The following is a 20,650-nucleotide window of genomic DNA, read 5'->3' on the forward strand; positions in this document are numbered from 1 at the left end:
AACTATCGAACTCAGTGTGCTTTTCGTCTAAAAAAATTATTGTTTTCTTCTTCTACCTAATACGAATAATACTCCGCCAACTAAGAATGAAATTCCAGCACCAACTGACATCATCCATGGAGACGCTGCCCCTGTTTTCGGTAATTCTCTTTCTGTTTTTACTTGCGGCTCTTTAATTAATTTTTCCAATCTTACTTCTGGTTTCACTTCTGGCTCCTTCGGCTCTTTCGGATCCTCCGGTTTCACTTCTGGTTCCTTCGGCTCTTTCGGATCCTCCGGTTTCACTTCTGGCTCCTTCGGCTCTTTCGGATCTTCCGGTTTCACTTCTGGCTCCTTCGGTTCTTTCGGATCCTCCGGTTTCACTTCTGGTTCTTTCGGATCTTTCGGATCCTCCGGTATCTTAAAATCTTCTTTTGTTTTCGGTAAAATTGTAACTGTAGGCTCAAGTGGCGGATTTATTTTATCGTCCACTACTGCTTTATTTGTTATCCCTTTACTCGGCGCTTCTTTTACCTTCGCTTTAAAAATAATACTACGTTCTTTCGTATCTGTAATTTCTAGATACTTGGCGATTACTTTTCCAAACTCCATTTTTAACTCTATTGGATTGGGCTCAGCCCCTTCAAATCTAATACTACCTTGCACGTATTCTAAACCGGCTGGAATTTCATCTTCTATTGTAACTACATCTAGTTTTCCGTTTTCCACCGTATTTTTGAAGCTAATTCGGTATTCTACTTCTTCTCCTAGCTTTGGCTCTTTATTACTTACTGTCTTCGCTGCTGTTAACTTACCATCTTTATATTCTGGCTTTATTGTCGCTGTCGGTTCTATAACTGGATGTTTCGGATCATCCACTTCAATAATCGCTTTATTTGTTATTTCTCCTCCAACTTTTTCTGTTTCTTTTACCTTTACTTTAAAGATGACACTTCTTTCTTTCGTATCCGTAATTTCTGGATACTTCACTGTTACTTTTCCATTCTCTACTTTAAGTTCTGTAGGCACAGGCTTATCACCTACGGCCTCCAGACTATCTTTCACATACTCTAAACCAGACGGAATTTCATCTTCAATCTTTACATCAACTAACTTCCCGCCATCTACTGTGCCGTTAAAAGTAATTTGATATTCAATTTCTTCCCCTAGCTTTGGTTCATGATTACTTACTTCTTTCCTTGCCTCTAGTTTCCCATCTTTATATTGCGGTGTGATTGGTATAAGTGACTCAACTGGCGGAGTCGTCGGATTATTATCATCAACAATCGCCTTGTTTACAATCTCTTTTCCTACTTGTACCGTCTCTTGTACTCTCACTTTAAAGATGATACTTCTTTTTTTCGTATCCGTAATTTCTGGATACTTTGCTGTTACTTTTCCATTCTCTACTTTAAGTTCCACCGGATGTGGTTCCGGCCCATCAGACTTTATACTATCTTGTACGTATTCTAAACCGGCTGGAATTTCATCTTCTACCTTTACCTCAGTTAGTTTTCCGTTCTCTACCGTATTTTCAAAGCTAATTCGATATTCTACTTCTTCTCCTAACTTTGGTTCATGATTACTTACTGTTTTTTCTGCTTGTAATGCACCATCTTTATATTGAGGCTGAATAGAGATATTCGGTTGCTCTGGTGGATTTATTGTATCTTCCACAATCGCCTTGTTCACAATCTCTTCGCCTACTTTAGCTTTTTCTTTCACTTTCACTTTAAAGACGATACTTCTTTCTTTCATATCCGTAATTTCTGGATATTCCGCAAGGACGATTCCGTTTTTCACTTTCACATACAACGGTTTCGGATTCTCTCCCTCGGCTCTTTCACTACCTTCTACAAACTCTAAGCCAGTTGGTAATTCATCCTTAATCTTCACCTTCGCTACTTTTCCATGCTCTACTACGTTACGGAAAGTAATTCGATACTCTACTTCTTCTCCTAATTTTGGAGCTGGATTATTTACTGTTTTCTCAGCTTTTAGTTTTCCGTCCTTATACTCCGGCGTAATAATCGCTTCTGGTTTTTGCGGCGGATTCTTCGGATTGTCATCATCCATAATTGCCGTATTCACGATTTTCTTACCGACTTTTGCTACTTCCGTTACTTTCACTTTAAAGCTAATACTACGCTCAGCTGTATCAGTAATATTTTCATACTTCGCTGTAATTTTCCCAGCTTCTTCTTTTAACTCTACTGGCGCTGGCTCATTACCTTCTGATTTTAAACTATCCTTCACATACTCTAAACCAGTTGGTAATTGATCCTCAATTTTCACTTCGGCTAGTTTTCCGTTTTCTACCGTATTTTTAAAACTAATTCGGTACTCTACTTCTTCTCCTAGCTTTGGATCTTTTTTATTTACCTTTTTATTAGCTTTAAATTTACCAGCTTTATGCTGCGGGGTAATTTCTACTTCTGGTTGCTCTGGTGGATTTTTTGTATCATCAACAATTGCTTTATTTACAATTGCTTTGTCCACTTCAACAGAATCTTTCACCTTCACTTTAAAGATAATGCTTCTTTCTTTCATATCAGTGATATTTTCATACTTCGCACTAACCTTACCAGCTTCTTCTTTCAACTCTACTGGTGCTGGCTTATCACCTTCTGCTTTTAGACTATCTTTCACATACTCTAAACCAGACGGAATTTCATCCTCAATTTTCACCTCTGCCAGTTTTCCATCTTTCACCGTATTATTAAATGAAATTCGGTATTCGATTTCTTCCCCTAGCTTCGGTTTATGATTATTCACCTTTTTATGAGCAGCAATTTTACCGTCTTTATATTGCGGTGTAATTTTTGCTGTCGGATCAATTACTGGATGGTTCGGATCATCAACATGGATAATCGCTTTATTTGTAATGCCTTTACCTATTGCAACTGAATCTTTCACCTTCACTTTAAAGACGATACTTCTTTCTTTCGTATCCATAATCTCTGAATACTTTGCCATTACCTTACCATTTTCTACTTTCAACTCCACTGGTTTTGGCTCTTCACCTTCAGCCTTTTCGCTTCCTTCTACAAACTCTAATCCTGCTGGAATTTCATCTTCTATTTTTACCTCTGCTAGTTTTCCATCTTTCACCGTATTATTAAAAATAATTCGATATTCGATTTCCTCACCTAACTTCGGTTCATGATTACTTACTTCTTTTCTTGCCTCAATTTTCCCATCTTTATATTGTGGTGTAATCGGTACATAAGGCTCTTCTGGCAGATTCTTTGTATCATCTACAATTGCCTCATTTACGATTTCTTCTCCCACTTTTACGCTTTCTTTTACCTTCGCTTTAAAGACAATACTTCTTTCCTCTGTATCTGTAATTTCTGGATACTTTGCCATTACCTTATTATTTTTCACCTGTAGCTCTACTGGTTTCGGTTTAGAACCTTCTACTGTGATGCTGCCTTCTACATACTCTAAACCATTTGGTAATGTATCCTTTATATTTACCTCTACTAGTTTTCCGTTTTCTACCGTGTTTTTAAAACTAATTCGGTATTCTACTTCTTCTCCTAGTTTCGGTTTATGATTATTTGCTACTTTCTGCGCAGCAATTTTACCATCTTTATATTGCGGAGTAATTTCCACACGAGGCTCTTCTGGCTCATTTTTTGTATCTACTACGATTGCTTTATTAACAATCTCCTTGCCTATTTCTGCCTCTTCTTTTACTTTCACTTTAAAAGTAATACTTCTTTCTTTTGTATCCGCAATTTCTAGATACTTTGCCATTACCTTGCCGTTTTCAAATTTCAATTCTACCGGACTTGGTTTAGAACCTTCTACTTGTAAACTGTTCTCCACGTACTCTAATCCAGCTGGAATTTCATCTTCTACTGTAACCTCTACTAGTTTTCCGTTTTCTACCGTGTTTTTAAAGCTAATTCGGTATTCTACTTCTTCTCCTAATTTCGGTTTTTTATTGTTTACAAATTTCTCTGCTTTAAGCTTACCGTCTTTATATTCTGGCGTAATTGTTACTTCTGAAGTTGTTGGATCTTTTGTATCATCAACAACTACTTTATTGACAATGCCTTCACCAACCTTAAATTCTTCTTTTACTTTCGCTTTAAAGACGATACTTCTTTCTTCTGTATCCGTAATTTCTGGATATTTTGCGATTACTTTTCCATCTTTCACTTTCAGTTCTACCGGATCTGGCTTAGTACCTTCTGCTCGTAAACTATCTTTCACATACTCTAATCCATTTGGTAAATCATCTTTTATTGTTACCTCTGCTAGCTTTCCGTTTTCTACCGTATTTTTAAAGCTAATTCGGTATTCTACTTCTTCTCCTAACTTCGGCGTTTCATTATTTACCGTCTTCTTCGCTTCCACTTTTCCGTCTTTATGCTGCGGAGTAATTTCTGCCGTCGGTGTTTCTGGTTCATTTTTCGTATCATCAACAATTGCTTTGTTAACGATTTTTTTACCGACTTTCACTTCTTCCTTTACTTTCACTTTAAAAGTGATACTTCTTTCTTCTGTGTCCGTAATCTCTGGATACTTCGCCATTACCTTACCATTTTCCATTTTCAATTCTACTGGATCCGGCTTAGTACCTTCTGCTTTCACACTGTTTTCTACATACTCTAAACCTTCTGGTAAAGTATCTTCTATTTTTACCTCTGCTAGTTTTCCGTCTTCTACCGTGTTTTTAAAACTAATTCGGTATTCTACTTCTTCTCCTAACTTCGGCGTTTCATTATTTACCGTCTTCTTCGCTTTCACTTTTCCGTCTTTATGTTGCGGAATAATTTCTGCTGTCGGTGTTTCTGGCGGATGTTTCGTATCGCTCACAATCGCTTCATTAACAATTGAATCGCTCACTTTACCTTTTACTTTCACTTTAAAGGTAATACTTCTCTCTTTTGTATCTGTAATCTCAGGATACTTTGCCATTACCTTACCGTTTTCAAATTTTAATTCCACTGGATCTGGCTTAGAACCTTCTACTTTTACACTATCTTTCACATACTCTAATCCATTTGGTAAATCATCTTCTATCTTTACCTCTGTTAGCTTTCCATGTTCTACCGTATTTTTAAAGCTGATTCGGTATTCCACTTCTTCTCCTAACTTCGGCGTTTCATTATTTACCATCTTTTTCGCTTCAAGTTTTCCATCTTTATACTGAGGAATAATTTCCGCAGTCGGATTAACTGGCTTATTTTGCGAATCATCAATAGTTGCTTTATTAATGATTTTTTTACCGACTGTTACTCCTTCTTTTACTTTCACTTTAAAAACGATACTTCTTTCTTCTGTATCCATAATTTCTGGATATTTTGCCATTACCTTACCGTTTTCAAATTTCAGCTCTACTAAATCTGTTCCGACACCTTCTGCTTTCAAACTATTTTCTACATACTCTAAACCTTCTGGTAAAGTATCCTCTATTATCACGTCTGTTAGCTTTCCGTACTTAACCGTGTTTTTCATACTAATTCGGTATTCTACTTCTTCTCCTAACTTCGGTGTTTCATTATTTACGCTTTTCTTCGCTTTAATTTTTCCATCTTTGTGTAATGGTGTAATTTTCGCTTCTGGTTCTTTCGGATCTTTCATATCATCCACAATTGCCTTATTGATGATTTCCTTACCTACTTCCGCTTCTTCCTTCACCTTTACCTTAAAGACAATACTTCTTTCTTTCATATCCGTAATATTTTCGTATTCAGCAGTGACTTTTCCATCTTTCACACTTAACTTTAATGGAGCTGGTTTATCACCTTCAGCCTTTTCACTGCCTTTTACATACTCTAAACCGTTAGGAATTGTATCCTCTATTATTAGCTTTTCTAGTTTTCCATTTTCTACCGTGTTCTTAAAGCTAATTCGATATTCTACTTCTTCTCCTAGTTTTGGTGATGGATTATCTACTGTCTTCTTCGAATCAATTATTCCATCCTTATGTTGCGGAGTAATTCTTTCCTCCGGCTCAATCGGTGGATTTTTCGTATCATCAACAATTGCTTTATTGACAATCTCTTTATCTACTTTTGCTTCTTCCTTCACCTTTACTTTAAAGACGATACTTCTTTCTTTCATATCCATAATATCGATATACTTAGCTTTGACTATCCCATCTTCAACAGCTAATTCTACTGGTCCAGGTGCTTCTCCTTCGGCCTTGATGCTATTTTCTACATATTCAAGACCTTTTGGAATTGTATCTTCTACTCGCACCTCTTCAAGTTTTCCGTTCTCAACCATATTATGAAAACTAATGCGGTACTCGATTTCTTCGCCTAACTTTGGCTTCTTATTATTAACTACCTTTGTAGCAGCAATTTCACCTTTTTTACTTTGCGGTGTAATAACAACCTTTGATTCAACAGGCTCATTTTTCGGATCTTTTGCAATTGCTTTATTTACGATTGCCTCCCCTACTTTTGCCGAATCTTTTACTTTCACTTTAAAAACAATACTTCTTTTTTCTGTATCCGTAATTTCTGGATACTTTGCCATTACTTTGCCGTCTTCCACTTTTAGTTCTACTGGCTCTGGTTTTATACCTTCAGCTTTCAAACTATCTTTCACGTATTCAACACCTTTAGGTAGTGTATCTTCTACTAGCACCTTTTCTAGTTTTCCGTTTTCTACCGTATTATAAAATGTAATTCGGTATTCCACTTCTTCTCCTAGTTTTGGTGTTTGATTCGTTACGCTTTTTTCAACATCCACTTTACCGTATTTATAATCCGGCGTAATCTTTTCTTCTGGATGCTCAGACTGTCCATTTGGCTCACTCACAACCGCTTTATTAACAATCGTTTCTCCGGCTTTTGCCTCTTCTTTTACTTTCACTTTAAAGGCAATGCTTCGCTCTTTTGTATCCGTAATCTCTGGATATTTTGCGATTACCTTACCATTTTCTACTTTTAACTCTACTGGATTTGGTTCAGCACCTTCAGCTCTCTCACTGCCTTGAACAAATTCTAAGTTAGCTGGAATTTCATCTTCTATTGTAACTGCATCTAGTTTTCCGTTTTCCACCGTATTTTTGAAGCTAATTTGATATTCAACTTCTTCTCCTAGCTTCGGCTTTTTATTTGTTGCTTTTTTCTTTGTAGCAATTTTACCGGCCTTATGCTGTGGTGTAATCTTCTCTTCTAAATCCTTTGGTGGATTTGTTTTATCACTAACGGTTGCTTTATTAACAATTTCTTCACCAATTTTTGCAGTTTCTTTTACTTTTGTTTTAAAGACGACACTTCTTTCTTCCATATCCATAATTTCTGGATACTTTGCCATTACTTTGCCATTTTCAAACTTCAGCTCTACTGGCTCTGGTTTTACACCTTCGGCTTTCAAACTATCTTTCACGTATTCAAGACTACTTGGTAATTCGTCTTCAATTGTCAATACATCTAGACGTCCATTTTTTATCTTATTTTTAAATGTAATACGATACTCTACCTCATCACCTAACTTCGGTGTTTTATTAGAAGCTATTTTTCTCGCCTCTATTTCTCCGGGAACTTCTTTTGGAAGCGTAACCGTAACATTTGCATCATCTGCAGTTTCATAATTTACCTCGGTACTATCTTTTCCCTTTACAGCGACGATATTTTTTATCGTTGTATGTAATTGTACAGAATCTTTCACTTTTACTTTGAATGTAATAATGGCACTTTCACCAGGCTTTAAAACACCACCGTCTTTAGCATCTGCGCCTTCACCAATACGGAAATTAATTTGATTATTTACAAACTCTGCTTCATCATCGCTTGCATCATCTGTTTTATTTCCTTTATTACTTCCAGAAACATATTGAATAGATCCCGGAACATACTCTAAACGATCATCTAATTTATCAAAACCTTTTACATTAGATACAGGTGCTTGGTTATTTTTCGTATCATTTTTCACTTCAATTTGATACGTAAACTCTTCACCAGCTTTAATTTCCTTAACTTCTTTACCAGCACTATCTAACGCCTTTTTATCAACTTGTAAGTTTGGAGCATTATGTTCTGTAACAAATGTAGCGTTATTTAATACGTAAATATCACCATAGCCACCATTTGCTCTAAAACGCATTTTTGCTTCTTTTAAATCATTTTTTACTTGAGTCGGTCCTTCAAGATGATACGTATGAATATCTGTACTAAATGAATTTGTCCAATCCGGGTTATATCCTGGATATTTTTTTGTAACAAATTCATTCGTACCGTCTACTTGTACTTCTGTCATAGACGAATCATTCGCATCATTATCTTTACCGTTAATATTTTTTATCTTTATATATCCAGCACCAAAATCATATTCTCCATAATCATATGCATATCCATCTTTCTCAGCTGGATCACCTTGCGATGAAAAATAACTAAACTTCGCCTTAAAAGTACCTTCTTTTGGTGTATTTATTTTATTAACACTAATATCTGTCCAAGCTGTACTTTTTTGAGAGACTAGCCCTTCCCAAATTTTCATGTCTTTTACTGTTTCTTTATAGTTTTCATAAACTAATATAAGATTCCAGTTACCCCAATAATAGCCGCCACCTGTTACATCTTTAATTTGTGGCACATTTGCAACTGTCAAAGTTTGAGAAATCCCTTGCTGTGCAATTACATTTGTTACATCCGCATATGCAACATAACCAGCACCAGCACCTGAGTAATTAGAAATAAAAGGTAAGCTATCCGCTTTTCGTATGCTATCAGCAGTTACCTCTGCATATTCTTTATTTCCCATTTTCATTTTGACTGGTTGTCGTACATCATTATCACTAACTCTTTGATTAACATTTGTACTAGTTACAGTTCCCATTGCAGCTGTCCAAAACAAATACGCCTTTTTCACTTTACTTCCAGCAGGAATGTTAGGAAATGCACCTGTTGACGAATTAAAAGTACTATCATCTTTATCAACGTCCACAGTCATTTTATTCGTTTTATAACCCATACTTTGTCTGCCATAATGATCAGTTGTCAAACCAAGTGTTACATTACCAGTCTGTACTAAATTACCAGCAGCAATTGTAGAATACAGTGGATTTCCAAACCCTTGTTTATCTCCTGTTTGGATTTGAACCTTTGAAGCATTTTCTGATGCAGCTTGTACTTCTGCATCACTCTGCTTTACTGCTAAAGGTGATTGCTTGTTTTCTTTTTCTAGTTGATCCTCAGCTTCAGGTTGTTGTATCTTCTCTATTTCTGTTTTTTGTGTAGGTTTATTTTTATCTTCTACGGATACTTTTAATTTTCCATCTACTTCTTTAGTTTTTGAATCAGTTGTTAATCCGATAGCTTTCTTACTACTGTCAGCCTCATCATCGGTATTAGCTTCCAACTTATCTTCAGAAGGAAGCCCTTCAACATCTACAGACATGTTCCCTATTTGTAGTTGATTCTTTTGCACACTAATTTTTTGCTTATACTCTTTATTAAAATGTTGTGCACGACGAGCTTTTATTAACACAGTCATTTTTTCATGTGATTTTAAATCTTGAATTTTAAGATTAGAAGAAAGAATCTTTCCTCCCTTATCTCTTTCCTCTACATAGAAATCCGCTATCCTATTTTCAGGTAACTTCTCTCCGTTTACTTTCACAGATTGCGAAGGGAACGTAATTTCATTCTCATTATTTTGTTTAATTACCAATTCTTGAATTGGTATATCTCCCGTATTTTCAATCGTATATTGAAATACGTGCTCCCTCTCCGCTACTTCTCCCTTATATATTTCAGCATTCACTTGCTCTGCCTTAATTTTCACATCATTTCCTTGTAACTCATCCCAGCTTTTTTTATTTATCTCTGTAGCAAAAGCACTAGGTGAAGGCAATATGATGGATAGGAGAAGTGTAATCATCGTTACAACATTAAAACCCTTCAATACTTGCTTCATATTTTCTATCTTTCTCCTTTCTATATACTTGCTATCCGTCTACTTAATTTCGTAGCCGTATACATAGCAATATATATCCACTCGCAACAATCCGACCTACGAAAATGTATCGTTGAAATCCCAATGTCAACAATATAAATCTCATAGAATATTACTATTTTAATTTATCAAAAATAGCATATATACCGGACACTTATACAAACCTTTACCATACTTTTAATATAGTAAAAATACCGTGCTATATAGGTTTATATAACAGTTAAAGGATACTTAAAAATTTTAACATACTCCTCATCCTATTTATACATACAATAGAAAATTTACCATTTTTTAGTTGTTTTCAGTTTGTTTTTTATGATTAAAATTTTCTAAAAATAACAACCGTTACATGTAAAAACATGTTATATTAAATAAGAACAAACGTTCTTTTTAAAAGGAGGAATTTTTTATGCTACACGAACCCATTATCGTAAAAAAAGAAGCTTTCCACGCAATCGGCGTTTCGGTTACGACGACTAATGAAAAAGAGGCATCTACTGAAGGACAAATCCCACAACTCTGGAACCAATACTTTCAAGAACAAATGATGCATCACATCCCAAATCAACAAACGAAAGAAACATTTGCTTTCTACTCAAACTACGAGTCAGATGAAACTGGTACATATACATTTACAATCGGTACGCCCGTTTCTTCATTAGAAGACGTTCCTGAAAATATGACAACTTTAACAATACCTGCTACTACATATGCGGTATTTACAACAAGAAAGGGACCAGTTGCTGAAGTCGTTTGTGAAGCTTGGGAATATATTTGGAAATGGTCGAAAGAAAATAAACGTGCCTTCACAACAGACTTTGAGCTTTACGATGAAAGAGCATTAGACCCAAATCATGCACAATTGGATATTTATATTGCGTTAGCCTAAAAAAAGATGCCCATTCGGCATCTTTTTTTGTCGTTAAATAGCTACTGGGCAAATTCATTATTATTGTCTACAATGAGAAAGTGCAGTATAGAAATATTAGAAACTGTATAAAGTGAAACTATAATCAGTGGGGGCATCTCCCATTAAGTATTAGCCCTCACCAATCGGGCGTTTACTGGTTTTTTAGTTTAAATTTGTCACATAGAAAGGAAGCAATATGGAGGAACTACAACAAAATAAAACTGCTTTAGAAGGAAGCGGAAAACCGTTATTAAAAAATACGAATTTCCTTTTTCTTTGGGCAGCTACTCTTTTTTCAAGCTTTGCTTTAGCCTTTTTTACTTTTTCACAAACGTGGTACATAGCAAAAACGTTAAACCTTGAAGCTTCACTCGGTGTTGTTTTCGTAGCCCTTAGTGTTCCAAGGCTTATTTTTATGATTGTCGGCGGCGCTGTAGCTGATAAATTCCCGAAAAAAAATATTATGTTTTACTCCAATATCATTCGAGCGATTCTTGTCGCAACCATTCTCACATGGTTTATCGTTGGTGATGTAACGCTATATACATTTGCTTTATTCGCTTTATTCTTTGGACTTGCTGATGCTTTCTTCTGGTCAGCAGATGGATCTATCTTACCGGAATTGGTAGAAAAAAGCCGGTTAACACAAGCGAATTCACTTACACAAATGACGAACCAAGCATCGGTCATCTTAGGCCCTGTACTTGGCGGAATTCTCATTAAATTTACGAACTATGAGACAATCTTTTCCATTACGATTTTATTACTGATTGTCGCTGCCATACTCGTTCAAAAAATACAATTTACGATGCCAGAACAAAAAGATACAGATAAAGGTATGTTCACTTCCATTAAAGAAGGAATCTTATATGTAAAGGAATCGCCATTCCTTTCAACTTTCCTTATTTGTAGCGCTTTTTTAAACTTATTTTTAATCGGTCCGATGCAAGTTGGTTTCCCGCTTTTTGTTAAAAACGTTCTGCATGGTGATTCGCTCCAGTTTAGTTACTTAGAGGCATCTGTAGGCGGTGGAATGGCAATCGGTGCTATCATTGTCGGTTTAAAAAATATTAATCGTAGACGCGGTCTATTTTGTATTATCATGATGCTATTGTCTGGTATATTCTTCTTAGCCATCAACTTTAGTACCGTACTTTGGCAAGCACTATTAGCTGGCATGTTTTACGGTATTACAATCGCAATGGCGATTGTACCGCTTATGGCAATGATTCAATCGACAGTCAAAGAAGAAATGATGGGACGCGTAATGAGTTTACTTATGCTATCATCAATGGGCTTTATCCCGCTCTCTTATGCATTCACATCCATTGCACTTGCAATAGGAATTCCAATCGTAACCGTTATGAAAAGTGGTGCAATAGCTGTTATCGTCTTCGTACTATTTGTAGCGATTCGTGTTCCAGTTGTAAGGAAGTTCGATTAACTAATTAGAGTCATGTATTATACACATGGCTCTTTTTTGAATGGATCAAATAGTGATATTCCCTTACTTCTCCTTAATGCTGCTCCCCATTCTAATCCAATCTCTAAAAATAAATCTCGCACTGTACTGTATAAAAGTGCCCCAATGTCTTTACGAATTTCCCCATATTTATATGCTCTTACAACACTTTTCACACGCCAAATTAAATTTCCATACACTTCTTCGTCAGCTAATATTTGCTCTAGTAAAACACCTTGTTCTAGTAACCCGCTCTTTTTATATGCAAGCTCGACCTTACTCCAAAATATATTAATTTTCTTCGGATTACTCGTCATCGGCACCAGTGCGTATATAAAAGGCTTCGGTATATCATGACGGCAATACGTCTCATCAAGCTCGTACGTTCCTTTTCTTTTCTCTTTTATTTGTGGAATGTTTTTAGAAAGAATTGTTTCCCCAGCGCTTTTTTGCTCATTTTTACTACAGCCAGTTGCATTATCCTCAATTTTACAAGCGGACATTTGCATACGGTCATCCATGCGGTCAATCGCAGATGTAAGAAATACATATAAGTTCGCACTATACCCGCCGCGCTTATGTCTCTCTTTTGTTGCAACACGCTTTATAATTCCTAGTTCCTCTAACTTTGCAATTGAGCGGCGTACTGTACGAATACTCTTTCCAACATTCGTCGCAATCGTCTCCATTAACGGACAAGCAACTCCCACTGTTTTCTGTTTCTCATTCACCGCATATTTCCCTAAAAAATGAATGATGATAGCATCCGTTTTATTCAATTGAAATCGGTAGCAATTCAAAACTTGTTTTTGATATGTATTAAACTCTTCTTTACTTCGAAATTCACTATATGGTTTCATTAAATTATATAAGCTTCCCATTTATATCACCTCATTTATAAGTAAGAGGCAGGAAGAGAATTTGGCGTGATAGTTAATATTTTTTTAATGGAGATGAAAATATGATCGTAATTAGCGCTTGTTTAGGTGGTATAGCTTGTCGATATGACGGGAATGACAATCTCGTTTCAAAAATAGAGGAGCTACTACAAAAAGAAGATACAGTCCTCATTTGTCCTGAAGTATTAGGAGGACTGCCAACACCTCGTCCTTCCGCTGAAATTATTGGCGGGAATGGCGACGACGTTTTGGACGGAAAAGCGAAAGTGATGACAAAAGATGGTGAAGATGTCACAGAAGCTTTCGTAAATGGTGCTTATAAAGCATTAGAACAAATTAAAGATTTACACCCAGAATATATTATTTTAAAAGAACGTAGTCCATCTTGTGGCAGTTCTACGATTTACACTGGTGAATTTAACGGTAATAAGCAAACTGGTTACGGGGTAACTACTGCTTTATTTAAAAGACATAGCTTTAAAGTCATTTCAGAAGAGGATTTTGAAAATCAAAAAAGGAATTGACCCTGTGCGTCAATTCCTTTTTATCTGTCTTATTTCACACTTAATTTTTCTTTCACTTTCGCAGGAAGCTCGTCTTTTTTCACTTCTTCCCAAGCTGTTACACCTTTTTTATCTGAATTGTATACGCGTAAGAATGCATCTTTACGAAGATTTTTTGGAGCTGTGAATTCTAATTCTTTTACTTCTCCACCTTTATCGAATCCTTTTAATTTATACTCGAAATATTTATGTGGCTCTCCGTTATCAAACTTCTCATTTTTTTCAATTCCATCAGTTGTAATTTGAACGTAGTACTCATCTTTACCCATACGGTTTAAATCACAACCAACTAACAAGCTTGCGAATACAACTAAAATACTAAATAGTGCAATGTATTTTTTCATTTCCTTCACCTCATATGTTTTTTCTTATATTCTTATCTTAAAGCCCAGAGCTTAAAGAAGAAATTCAAAAACATGACATGAACATTACACTTTTGTAAGATAATAATTATTTCTTCACTTTAGAAATCGTCATCCCGTCACCAATTGGAACGAGTACAGATTCTAAATGCGAGTGGTTTGCTATCATTTCATTAAACTTCTTCATAACTTCTGTATAACGTTTTTATTTCACACTCTCATCAGCTATACTACCGCCAATAACGTCTTTCACGCCAATTTCGCCACTTATCACGTAATTTTCTTATACCGTTTATTACGCCTTCTATTATGCATTCCATTATAATATTTATCACAAGGTATCTTATACATCTAAAAATAGAACCTATAACATACTTCAATACAAATTCAAAAACATCTTCCAGCATATATCCCCCTCTTTCTATCCTTCCATTATAACTAGAAAAAGAGAACTTAAAGCTCAAATAAATGATAAAGAAATTAGAAGTCAATAGATGAAAAAGGATTTCTAAATGATGAATTGAATATATATTTATTGTTCTCTAACTTTTGAACGAAAGTTTTTTACATATGTTTCATTCTGTCCTAATTTAAAGTTTTCGAGAGGAGAAATGATATGAACTCTATTTTATTAGATGTTCCGTTACAAATAGAAACAGACAGACTCATTCTTCGAGCACCACTTCAAGCTGGTGAAGGGGATATAGTACAACAAGCTATTAAAGATTCCATTAATGAATTAAAGCAATGGTTGTCTTTATTTCAGTCCATTCCTACTGTTGAAGAAACGGAAATTCTTCTGAGAAATGCACATATAGATTTTTTGAAAAGAGAAAGCTTTCGCTATCTTATCTATCATAAAGAGATTAATGATTTTGTTGGAACAGCTAGCCTTCATCGAATTGATTGGAAGGTTTCTAAATGTGAAATTGGATACTGGATTAACACGCAATTTAGTGGCAGTGGATATATGACAGAAACAGTAAGTGCGTTAACAAACCTTGGATTTCAGTTATTCAAATTTAGAAGGATTGAAATACGATGTGAATGTAATAACACGAAAAGTCGTGCACTCCCTGAAAAACTAGGCTTTGAACTTGAAGGGATATTACGTAATGAAGATTTTTCAGCTGACGGCAAACAACTAACTGATACTTGCATCTATGCAAAAATAAAGTGAAATATTGATTAGCCTTGGTAATCGGGCTTTTACGGCAAAAGAAAAGACCTTTCTAACGATTTTATTCCATCGCTAAAAAGGCCTTTTCTATTTCGGCTAAAAACTTAGCACTCTTCTGGTTTACCAGCATTCGTCGCTGTACGGAAAGATGATCCACATCCGCATGATGCAATTGCGTTTGGATTGTCGATTGTGAATCCACCGCCAAGCATAGATTGTTTATAGTCAATTTTTACTCCTTTAACAATTGGAGCACTTTCTTTATCGATAACAAATTCAACACCGAAAAACTCAAGAACTGTGTCGTCTTCTTTTGGTTCTACTTCAAACCCTAAGCCGTAAGAAAGACCGCTACATCCGCCGCCGTGTACAGCAAGGCGCACATACTTCTCTCCATCTTCAGCATCTTTTAACATATCTTTAATTTGAAAAGCTGCTTGTTCTGTTACTTCAATCATGAAATACACCTTCCTTTCTGTTCTTAGTCCATTATACATCTTTACGCTTCTATCTTGTACTCATACACTCCGCGGCAAATTACTTCCGCAGGTCCTTTCATCAACACGTTTCCTTCTTCAGTCCACGCAATCATTAAATCGCCACCAGCTAAATGGACTGTAATTTCCTTACCACGTTCCATCTTTCCATTTAAAATAGCAGCTACAACTGCAGCGCACGCCCCTGTTCCGCAAGCTTGCGTTACACCAGACCCACGTTCCCAAACGCGGAAGTTCATCTCGTCATCATTCAAAATTTCGATAAACTCAACATTTACTCGCTCTGGAAACATTTCATGTGTCTCGAGGACTGGTCCAAGTGTTGTAAGAGGTGCTTTTTCTACATCATCAACAAAAATAACCGCATGTGGATTTCCCATTGAAACAGCTGTAAATGCATAACGATGATTATTGTATAAGAAGTTTTCACGAATAAATGGTGTTTCACCTTCACCAAGCATCGGTATTTCTGCACGTGTTAGACGCGGTGCTCCCATATCGATTTTCGCTAATGTCACGACACCATCTTCTACTGTTACTTCAGCCGTTACAATACCAGCCAACGTTTCAATTGTAAAAACTGTTTCTTCTACTAGTTTATGCTCATACGCATATTTCGCTACGCAGCGTAAACCGTTACCACAGCTCTTTCCTTCAGAACCATCATTATTAAACATGCGCATTTTCACCGGAGCTACGTCTGAAGGGCAAATTAAAATCATCCCGTCTGCTCCAATACCAGTATTAATATTTGAAACCTTTTCTGCCACAAGGGCTAAATCTTCTTCAGGAATTTGCTCTTCAAACATATTTACATATATATAACTATTGCCAAGACCATGCATTTTTGTAAAAGAAAATTGGCTCATTTATATTCACTCCAAAAATAATTTGTTATGTTAAGTATAAAATGCATGCTTTTAGAACACAATATGAATGTCCCCCGTTTCTCATATTTGACAACGTTTGGCGATGAGCCACTCTTACACAATTTGTGTAAGAAAAAAGCCCTTCTAAAAAGGGCCTTTTTTTATTTATTCCACTATTTTCGATTGGGGAGAGCTAATAATTAGTATTAGCCCTTCCCAATCGAAATCACATTTTATCTAATAAAAAAGGTGCTGCTAATTCGCAACACCTTAAAACATTGGATTTTCATCCAAATACTCATATACATTATTAACAAGCTCTTCTACTGTTGCACCTTGTACAACTTCACCATTTACAAGTGCAAACGGTCCTTCAAAACAAATACCACAATATCCTAGACAACCATACTCCATTACATCTAAATTCGGATCTTTTTCTAATTTTTCTAGAGCTGCTTGTGAACCACTTGCAAGGTTACCTACACAAAATTCAATTAATGGTTTAATCAAAATTCTCCCCCCTGTACTACAAAACAAATTACCTTTTCACTTTATCTATAAGAAGAAAACTAAGCTGTTTCTTGTTGTTTTCGTTACACAGTCTAAACTATTTAGTTACTTCATTATTTCACTTCAAAGTAGATGACTTCTTCTATATAACATGCTACTTCCAATGAAATAGTAACTACAAAGGAAAAACAGTTTATTTTACTTTTCTTCTTATTGTACAACAGAGTATTCATTCATGCATTGTTATTTGTTCACAAATTCGATATAATTTGATTGAGTAAAGTCAAAATATTTTATTAATATAAAATTTTATGATTAGGGGATATTTCAACAGAAAAGGGGTAATCCATCATGAAACACCTCGTAATACTAGGTGGCGGCTACGGTGGAATGAGAATTCTGCAAAGGCTACTTCCAAGCAACCAACTTCCAGATGATGTACAAGTGACATTAATCGACAAAGTACCATATCATTGCTTCAAAACTGAATATTATGCATTAGTTGCGGGTACTATTTCAGAAACGCATATTCGTATACCGTTTCCTGAACACCCACGCCTCAATATTCAATACGGCACAGTAACAAATATTGACCTCGAAGAAAAAGCTGTTCATCTCGATGGCGGCGAAGCAATCCAATATGATGACTTAATTATCGGACTTGGCTGTGAAGATAAATATCATAACGTTCCTGGGGCTAGGGAATATACACATAGTCTACAATCAATTGAACAAACACGTAAAACATATGAACAATTAAATAGTCTAGAACCAAATGCAACAGTAGCTGTTGTTGGTGCTGGCTTAAGTGGCGTTGAAGTAGCAAGTGAACTTCGTGAAAGCCGTTCTGATTTAAAAATCTATTTATTTGATCGAAAAGATAGAATTTTATTCCCATATCCAGAGAAATTAAGTAGATATGTAGAAGAATGGTTTGTAAAGCATAAAGTTAACATTATACGAAACTCTAACATTACAAAAGTAGAACCAAATATTGTGTACAACCACGATGAACCACTTGAATGTGATGCAATCGTCTGGACAGCTGGTATTCAAGCAAATGAAGTTGTTCGAAACCTTCCAGTTGAACAAGATGGTAGCGGACGGGTTGTCTTAACGAAATATCACAATATTCCAAACAATGGGCACGTGTATGTTGTAGGAGATTGCGCAGCACTTCCACATGCACCATCTGCCCAACTTGCTGAAGGTCAAGGAGAACAAATTGTCCAAATATTATTAAAACGTTGGAATAATGAACCACTCCCGGATGAACTACCTGTTATTAAATTAAAAGGTGTTCTAGGATCTCTTGGTAAGAAGCATGGATTCGGTTTACTCGCAAACCAACCATTAATGGGACGTGTACCGAGATTATTAAAATCTGGTCTTCTTTGGATGTACAAATATCATAAAGGTTAATACTTTACAGGCTGTCTACTATGTAGGCAGCCTCTTTGCATCAGTTTTTAAAAATTATCAGACACATCTTTCTCAATATTTATAATGATTTATTTTTCATTTTTATATTAAAAAATATTGATAAACATTGTATGCTATTTGTAAGTTGTTTTATTATTTCCTTGAAGACCGAATTCATTCGGTCTTATTTTTTATGTGATAAATACTTTTGTAGGAGGCATTACATTCCACTTATGAACTTATCGAAACTAAACAATCGAATAGAAGCGAAAAAGAAAGAGTTAATCTATCTCGTTGAACGATACGGATTGACTCATGATAAAGTGATTTCTTTCAGCCAAGAATTAGATCGTTTACTTAACTTATTAATAAAACTCAAGACGAAGAAAAAACGTTGCTCTTTATAACCGTTATCTTCTCTTTTTTGATACGATATAACTAGAATCAGAAAGGAGCGATTTATGTTTATATTAAAAAACGTTATATATAAAGATATACTACACATTCCTTATTTACAGATTCAAAAAGAAAAGATTACTTGCATTATCGGTGAAAGCGGAAGCGGAAAAAGCACGTTGCTTCGCATGTTAAACGATTTACAATCTCCAACATCCGGCACAATTGAATATAACGGAAAATTAATTTCTGATTATCCCCCTATTCAATTACGTCGTGACGTAGTTATGCTTGGGCAAACTCCACCTATTTTTGATGGAACCGTTAAAGACAACCTATTAATGGGACTTCGTCTTTCTGAAAAACCATTTCCAAATGATGATGCCCTGCGGAGTGCATTACAAACCGTTAGCTTAGATAAGCAATTAGAAGATAGCGCCTCCTCACTATCTGGCGGTGAAAAACAAAGACTTGCCTTTGCACGTATCGTACTTATGGATCCGCCTGTCTATTTATTAGATGAACCTACTTCAGCATTAGACAGTGATACAGAACGCCGCGTTATGAAACAATTTACTGAACTAGCACGAAAAAAGAAAAAAACAATTATCTTCATCACACACTCACAACAACTTCCAGAAGAAATTGCAGACGACATTATTGAGATTAGTAAAGCAAACGGTGCAACTAGAAAGGAAGTGCTCTCTGTTGAAGGGCGTTATTGAACTCCAAATTTGGCAACTTGCAGCTGCCTATATTTTCATTCTTATTTTAATTGGACTTGTAAAATTAAAAGGAATACCTCGCGAAAAACAAATCGCGCTCGCAACATTCCGTATGACGATTCAGCTCGTACTTGTTGCATATGTCCTTACATACGTATTTGAAAACAGTAATCCATTTTATACAATTGCTCTCATTACTTCTATTACTACCTTTGCAATTTTTAATATTTATAAACGAGTTAACATCCCAATGTCTAAAGAATTAAAACGAGTAGCCGCCCTTTCTATGGTCGCCGGATCAATTGGGCCACTTCTACTATTTATCTTTGTTATTATCGGACATGATCCGTGGTATGCTCCGCAATATATCGTCCCTATTACAGGAATGTTAGTTGGGAATGCCATGACTGGCGTTTCTCTCGGCGCAAATACGTTCTTAAACAATATGAAATCGCAAAGAGGTCAAATTGAAGGTGCACTTATGCTCGGCGCAACACCGAAAGAAGCAGCTGCTCCGCTCATTCGAGACGCTTTTGACTCTGCTATTTTACCAACAATTAATTCTATGGTCGGAATGGGAATTATAAGCTTACCAGGCATGATGACTGGTCAAATATTATCCGGTGTATCACCATTCACAGCCATTCAATATCAAATCGCCATCATACTCGGTATTTCTGGAAGTACTGCCTTTGCTGTCATTATCTTTTTACAGCTTGGATATAAAACGTTCTTTAATAAGCGATGTCAATTGAAAGAAATTGACTATGGTGCACGGTGAATCGTGCGTAGTTCACGATGAATGAAATTATATTAACGATTTTTTCAATATATCTATCATAACTTGCAATATATCAACGATTTTTCAAATATATCTATCATAACTCAGAATATATCAACGATTTTGTACGAAATATCGATTTACCGACAAAAAGTGACATAATAAAAA

At 35.7% G+C, this 20,650-nt stretch carries 14 protein-coding genes and 1 pseudogene; 8 read left to right on the forward strand and 7 right to left on the reverse strand.

Annotated elements, in window-relative coordinates; genetic code table 11:
* Positions 1-36: 36 nt before the first annotated feature.
* The gene (locus DN399_RS24295) at positions 37-9,867 is read right to left on the reverse strand and encodes an isopeptide-forming domain-containing fimbrial protein (protein WP_149149996.1); all 9,831 of its coding nucleotides are present in this window, start codon (positions 9,865-9,867) and stop codon (positions 37-39) included.
* Positions 9,868-10,315: 448 nt separating this feature from the next.
* Here DN399_RS24295 and DN399_RS24300 point away from each other — a divergent pair, with 448 nt between their 5' ends.
* On the forward strand, positions 10,316-10,795 hold the full coding sequence (locus DN399_RS24300) for a GyrI-like domain-containing protein (RefSeq protein WP_149149997.1): 480 nt from the start codon (positions 10,316-10,318) through the stop codon (positions 10,793-10,795).
* Positions 10,796-11,012: 217 nt separating this feature from the next.
* Entirely contained in the window at positions 11,013-12,260 is a 1,248-nt protein-coding gene (locus DN399_RS24305) for an MFS transporter (RefSeq protein ID WP_000391940.1), read from the forward strand.
* Between the two features lie 17 nt (positions 12,261-12,277).
* Here the strand turns inward: DN399_RS24305 and DN399_RS24310 are convergent, their stop codons facing one another.
* Complete coding sequence (locus tag DN399_RS24310; RefSeq protein ID WP_149149998.1) at positions 12,278-13,159, reverse strand: helix-turn-helix domain-containing protein; 882 nt, start codon at positions 13,157-13,159, stop codon at positions 12,278-12,280.
* Positions 13,160-13,239: 80 nt separating this feature from the next.
* Here DN399_RS24310 and DN399_RS24315 point away from each other — a divergent pair, with 80 nt between their 5' ends.
* Entirely contained in the window at positions 13,240-13,701 is a 462-nt protein-coding gene (locus tag DN399_RS24315) for a 2-thiouracil desulfurase family protein (protein ID WP_149149999.1), read from the forward strand.
* Positions 13,702-13,730: 29 nt separating this feature from the next.
* Here DN399_RS24315 and DN399_RS24320 read toward each other — a convergent pair whose 3' ends face one another.
* Both DN399_RS24320 and DN399_RS24325 read right to left on the reverse strand, forming a co-directional pair.
* Positions 13,731-14,084: a YxeA family protein gene (locus DN399_RS24320; RefSeq protein ID WP_000759860.1), complete on the reverse strand. Its 354-nt coding sequence runs from the start codon at positions 14,082-14,084 to the stop codon at positions 13,731-13,733.
* Between the two features lie 106 nt (positions 14,085-14,190).
* Positions 14,191-14,340 (reverse strand): annotated as a pseudogene (locus DN399_RS24325) (methyltransferase); the annotation flags it as partial.
* A gap of 378 nt (positions 14,341-14,718) precedes the next feature.
* On the opposite strand from DN399_RS24325, the gene DN399_RS24330 reads away from it, so the two are divergent.
* Positions 14,719-15,282, forward strand: coding sequence for a GNAT family N-acetyltransferase (locus DN399_RS24330; RefSeq protein WP_149150000.1), 564 nt, complete (start codon positions 14,719-14,721; stop codon positions 15,280-15,282).
* 104 nt (positions 15,283-15,386) lie between these two features.
* Here DN399_RS24330 and DN399_RS24335 read toward each other — a convergent pair whose 3' ends face one another.
* The 3 genes from DN399_RS24335 to DN399_RS24345 all read right to left on the reverse strand — a co-directional run bounded on the left by DN399_RS24335 (position 15,387) and on the right by DN399_RS24345 (position 17,158).
* Complete coding sequence (locus tag DN399_RS24335) at positions 15,387-15,740, reverse strand: HesB/IscA family protein (protein WP_000573822.1); 354 nt, start codon at positions 15,738-15,740, stop codon at positions 15,387-15,389.
* Positions 15,741-15,781: 41 nt separating this feature from the next.
* Positions 15,782-16,648 carry a diaminopimelate epimerase gene (dapF, locus tag DN399_RS24340; RefSeq protein ID WP_000077396.1) on the reverse strand — a complete coding sequence of 289 codons (867 nt, stop codon included), beginning with the start codon at positions 16,646-16,648 and terminating at the stop codon, positions 15,782-15,784.
* Between the two features lie 270 nt (positions 16,649-16,918).
* A complete protein-coding gene (locus tag DN399_RS24345) occupies positions 16,919-17,158 on the reverse strand; it encodes a YuzB family protein (RefSeq protein WP_000595026.1) in 240 nt (79 codons plus the stop codon).
* A 351-nt stretch (positions 17,159-17,509) separates the two neighbouring features.
* Between DN399_RS24345 and DN399_RS24350 the strand changes: the two genes are divergently transcribed.
* The 4 genes from DN399_RS24350 (at position 17,510) to DN399_RS24365 (ending at position 20,482) form a co-directional block, all read left to right on the forward strand.
* Positions 17,510-18,580 carry an NAD(P)/FAD-dependent oxidoreductase gene (locus DN399_RS24350; protein ID WP_149150001.1) on the forward strand — a complete coding sequence of 357 codons (1,071 nt, stop codon included), beginning with the start codon at positions 17,510-17,512 and terminating at the stop codon, positions 18,578-18,580.
* A gap of 233 nt (positions 18,581-18,813) precedes the next feature.
* Entirely contained in the window at positions 18,814-18,987 is a 174-nt protein-coding gene (locus DN399_RS24355; RefSeq protein ID WP_001054091.1) for an aspartyl-phosphate phosphatase Spo0E family protein, read from the forward strand.
* 54 nt (positions 18,988-19,041) lie between these two features.
* Positions 19,042-19,701, forward strand: coding sequence for an ABC transporter ATP-binding protein (locus tag DN399_RS24360; RefSeq protein ID WP_149150002.1), 660 nt, complete (start codon positions 19,042-19,044; stop codon positions 19,699-19,701).
* The gene (locus DN399_RS24365; protein WP_000679254.1) at positions 19,685-20,482 is read left to right on the forward strand and encodes an ABC transporter permease; all 798 of its coding nucleotides are present in this window, start codon (positions 19,685-19,687) and stop codon (positions 20,480-20,482) included. Before DN399_RS24360 ends, DN399_RS24365 begins: the two co-directional genes overlap by 17 nt.
* Positions 20,483-20,650: the final 168 nt, after the last annotated feature.

The organism is Bacillus sp. AR4-2 (genome assembly GCF_008274865.1).
Classification (GTDB): Bacteria; Bacillota; Bacilli; order Bacillales; family Bacillaceae_G; genus Bacillus_A; species Bacillus_A cereus.

Excerpts from the sequence above, each read along its gene's own strand:
- DN399_RS24305 (WP_000391940.1), top strand. The coding sequence starts at position 11,013 with ATGGAGGAACTACAACAAAATAAAACTGCTTTAGAAGGAAGCGGAAAA.
- DN399_RS24335 (WP_000573822.1), bottom strand. The coding sequence starts at position 15,740 with ATGATTGAAGTAACAGAACAAGCAGCTTTTCAAATTAAAGATATGTTA.
- DN399_RS24350 (WP_149150001.1), top strand. The coding sequence starts at position 17,510 with ATGAAACACCTCGTAATACTAGGTGGCGGCTACGGTGGAATGAGAATT.
- DN399_RS24320 (WP_000759860.1), bottom strand. The coding sequence starts at position 14,084 with ATGAAAAAATACATTGCACTATTTAGTATTTTAGTTGTATTCGCAAGC.
- DN399_RS24300 (WP_149149997.1), top strand. The coding sequence starts at position 10,316 with ATGCTACACGAACCCATTATCGTAAAAAAAGAAGCTTTCCACGCAATC.
- DN399_RS24310 (WP_149149998.1), bottom strand. The coding sequence starts at position 13,159 with ATGGGAAGCTTATATAATTTAATGAAACCATATAGTGAATTTCGAAGT.
- dapF (WP_000077396.1), bottom strand. The coding sequence starts at position 16,648 with ATGAGCCAATTTTCTTTTACAAAAATGCATGGTCTTGGCAATAGTTAT.
- DN399_RS24355 (WP_001054091.1), top strand. The coding sequence starts at position 18,814 with ATGAACTTATCGAAACTAAACAATCGAATAGAAGCGAAAAAGAAAGAG.
- DN399_RS24315 (WP_149149999.1), top strand. The coding sequence starts at position 13,240 with ATGATCGTAATTAGCGCTTGTTTAGGTGGTATAGCTTGTCGATATGAC.
- DN399_RS24295 (WP_149149996.1), bottom strand. The coding sequence starts at position 9,867 with ATGAAGCAAGTATTGAAGGGTTTTAATGTTGTAACGATGATTACACTT.
- DN399_RS24330 (WP_149150000.1), top strand. The coding sequence starts at position 14,719 with ATGAACTCTATTTTATTAGATGTTCCGTTACAAATAGAAACAGACAGA.
- DN399_RS24360 (WP_149150002.1), top strand. The coding sequence starts at position 19,042 with ATGTTTATATTAAAAAACGTTATATATAAAGATATACTACACATTCCT.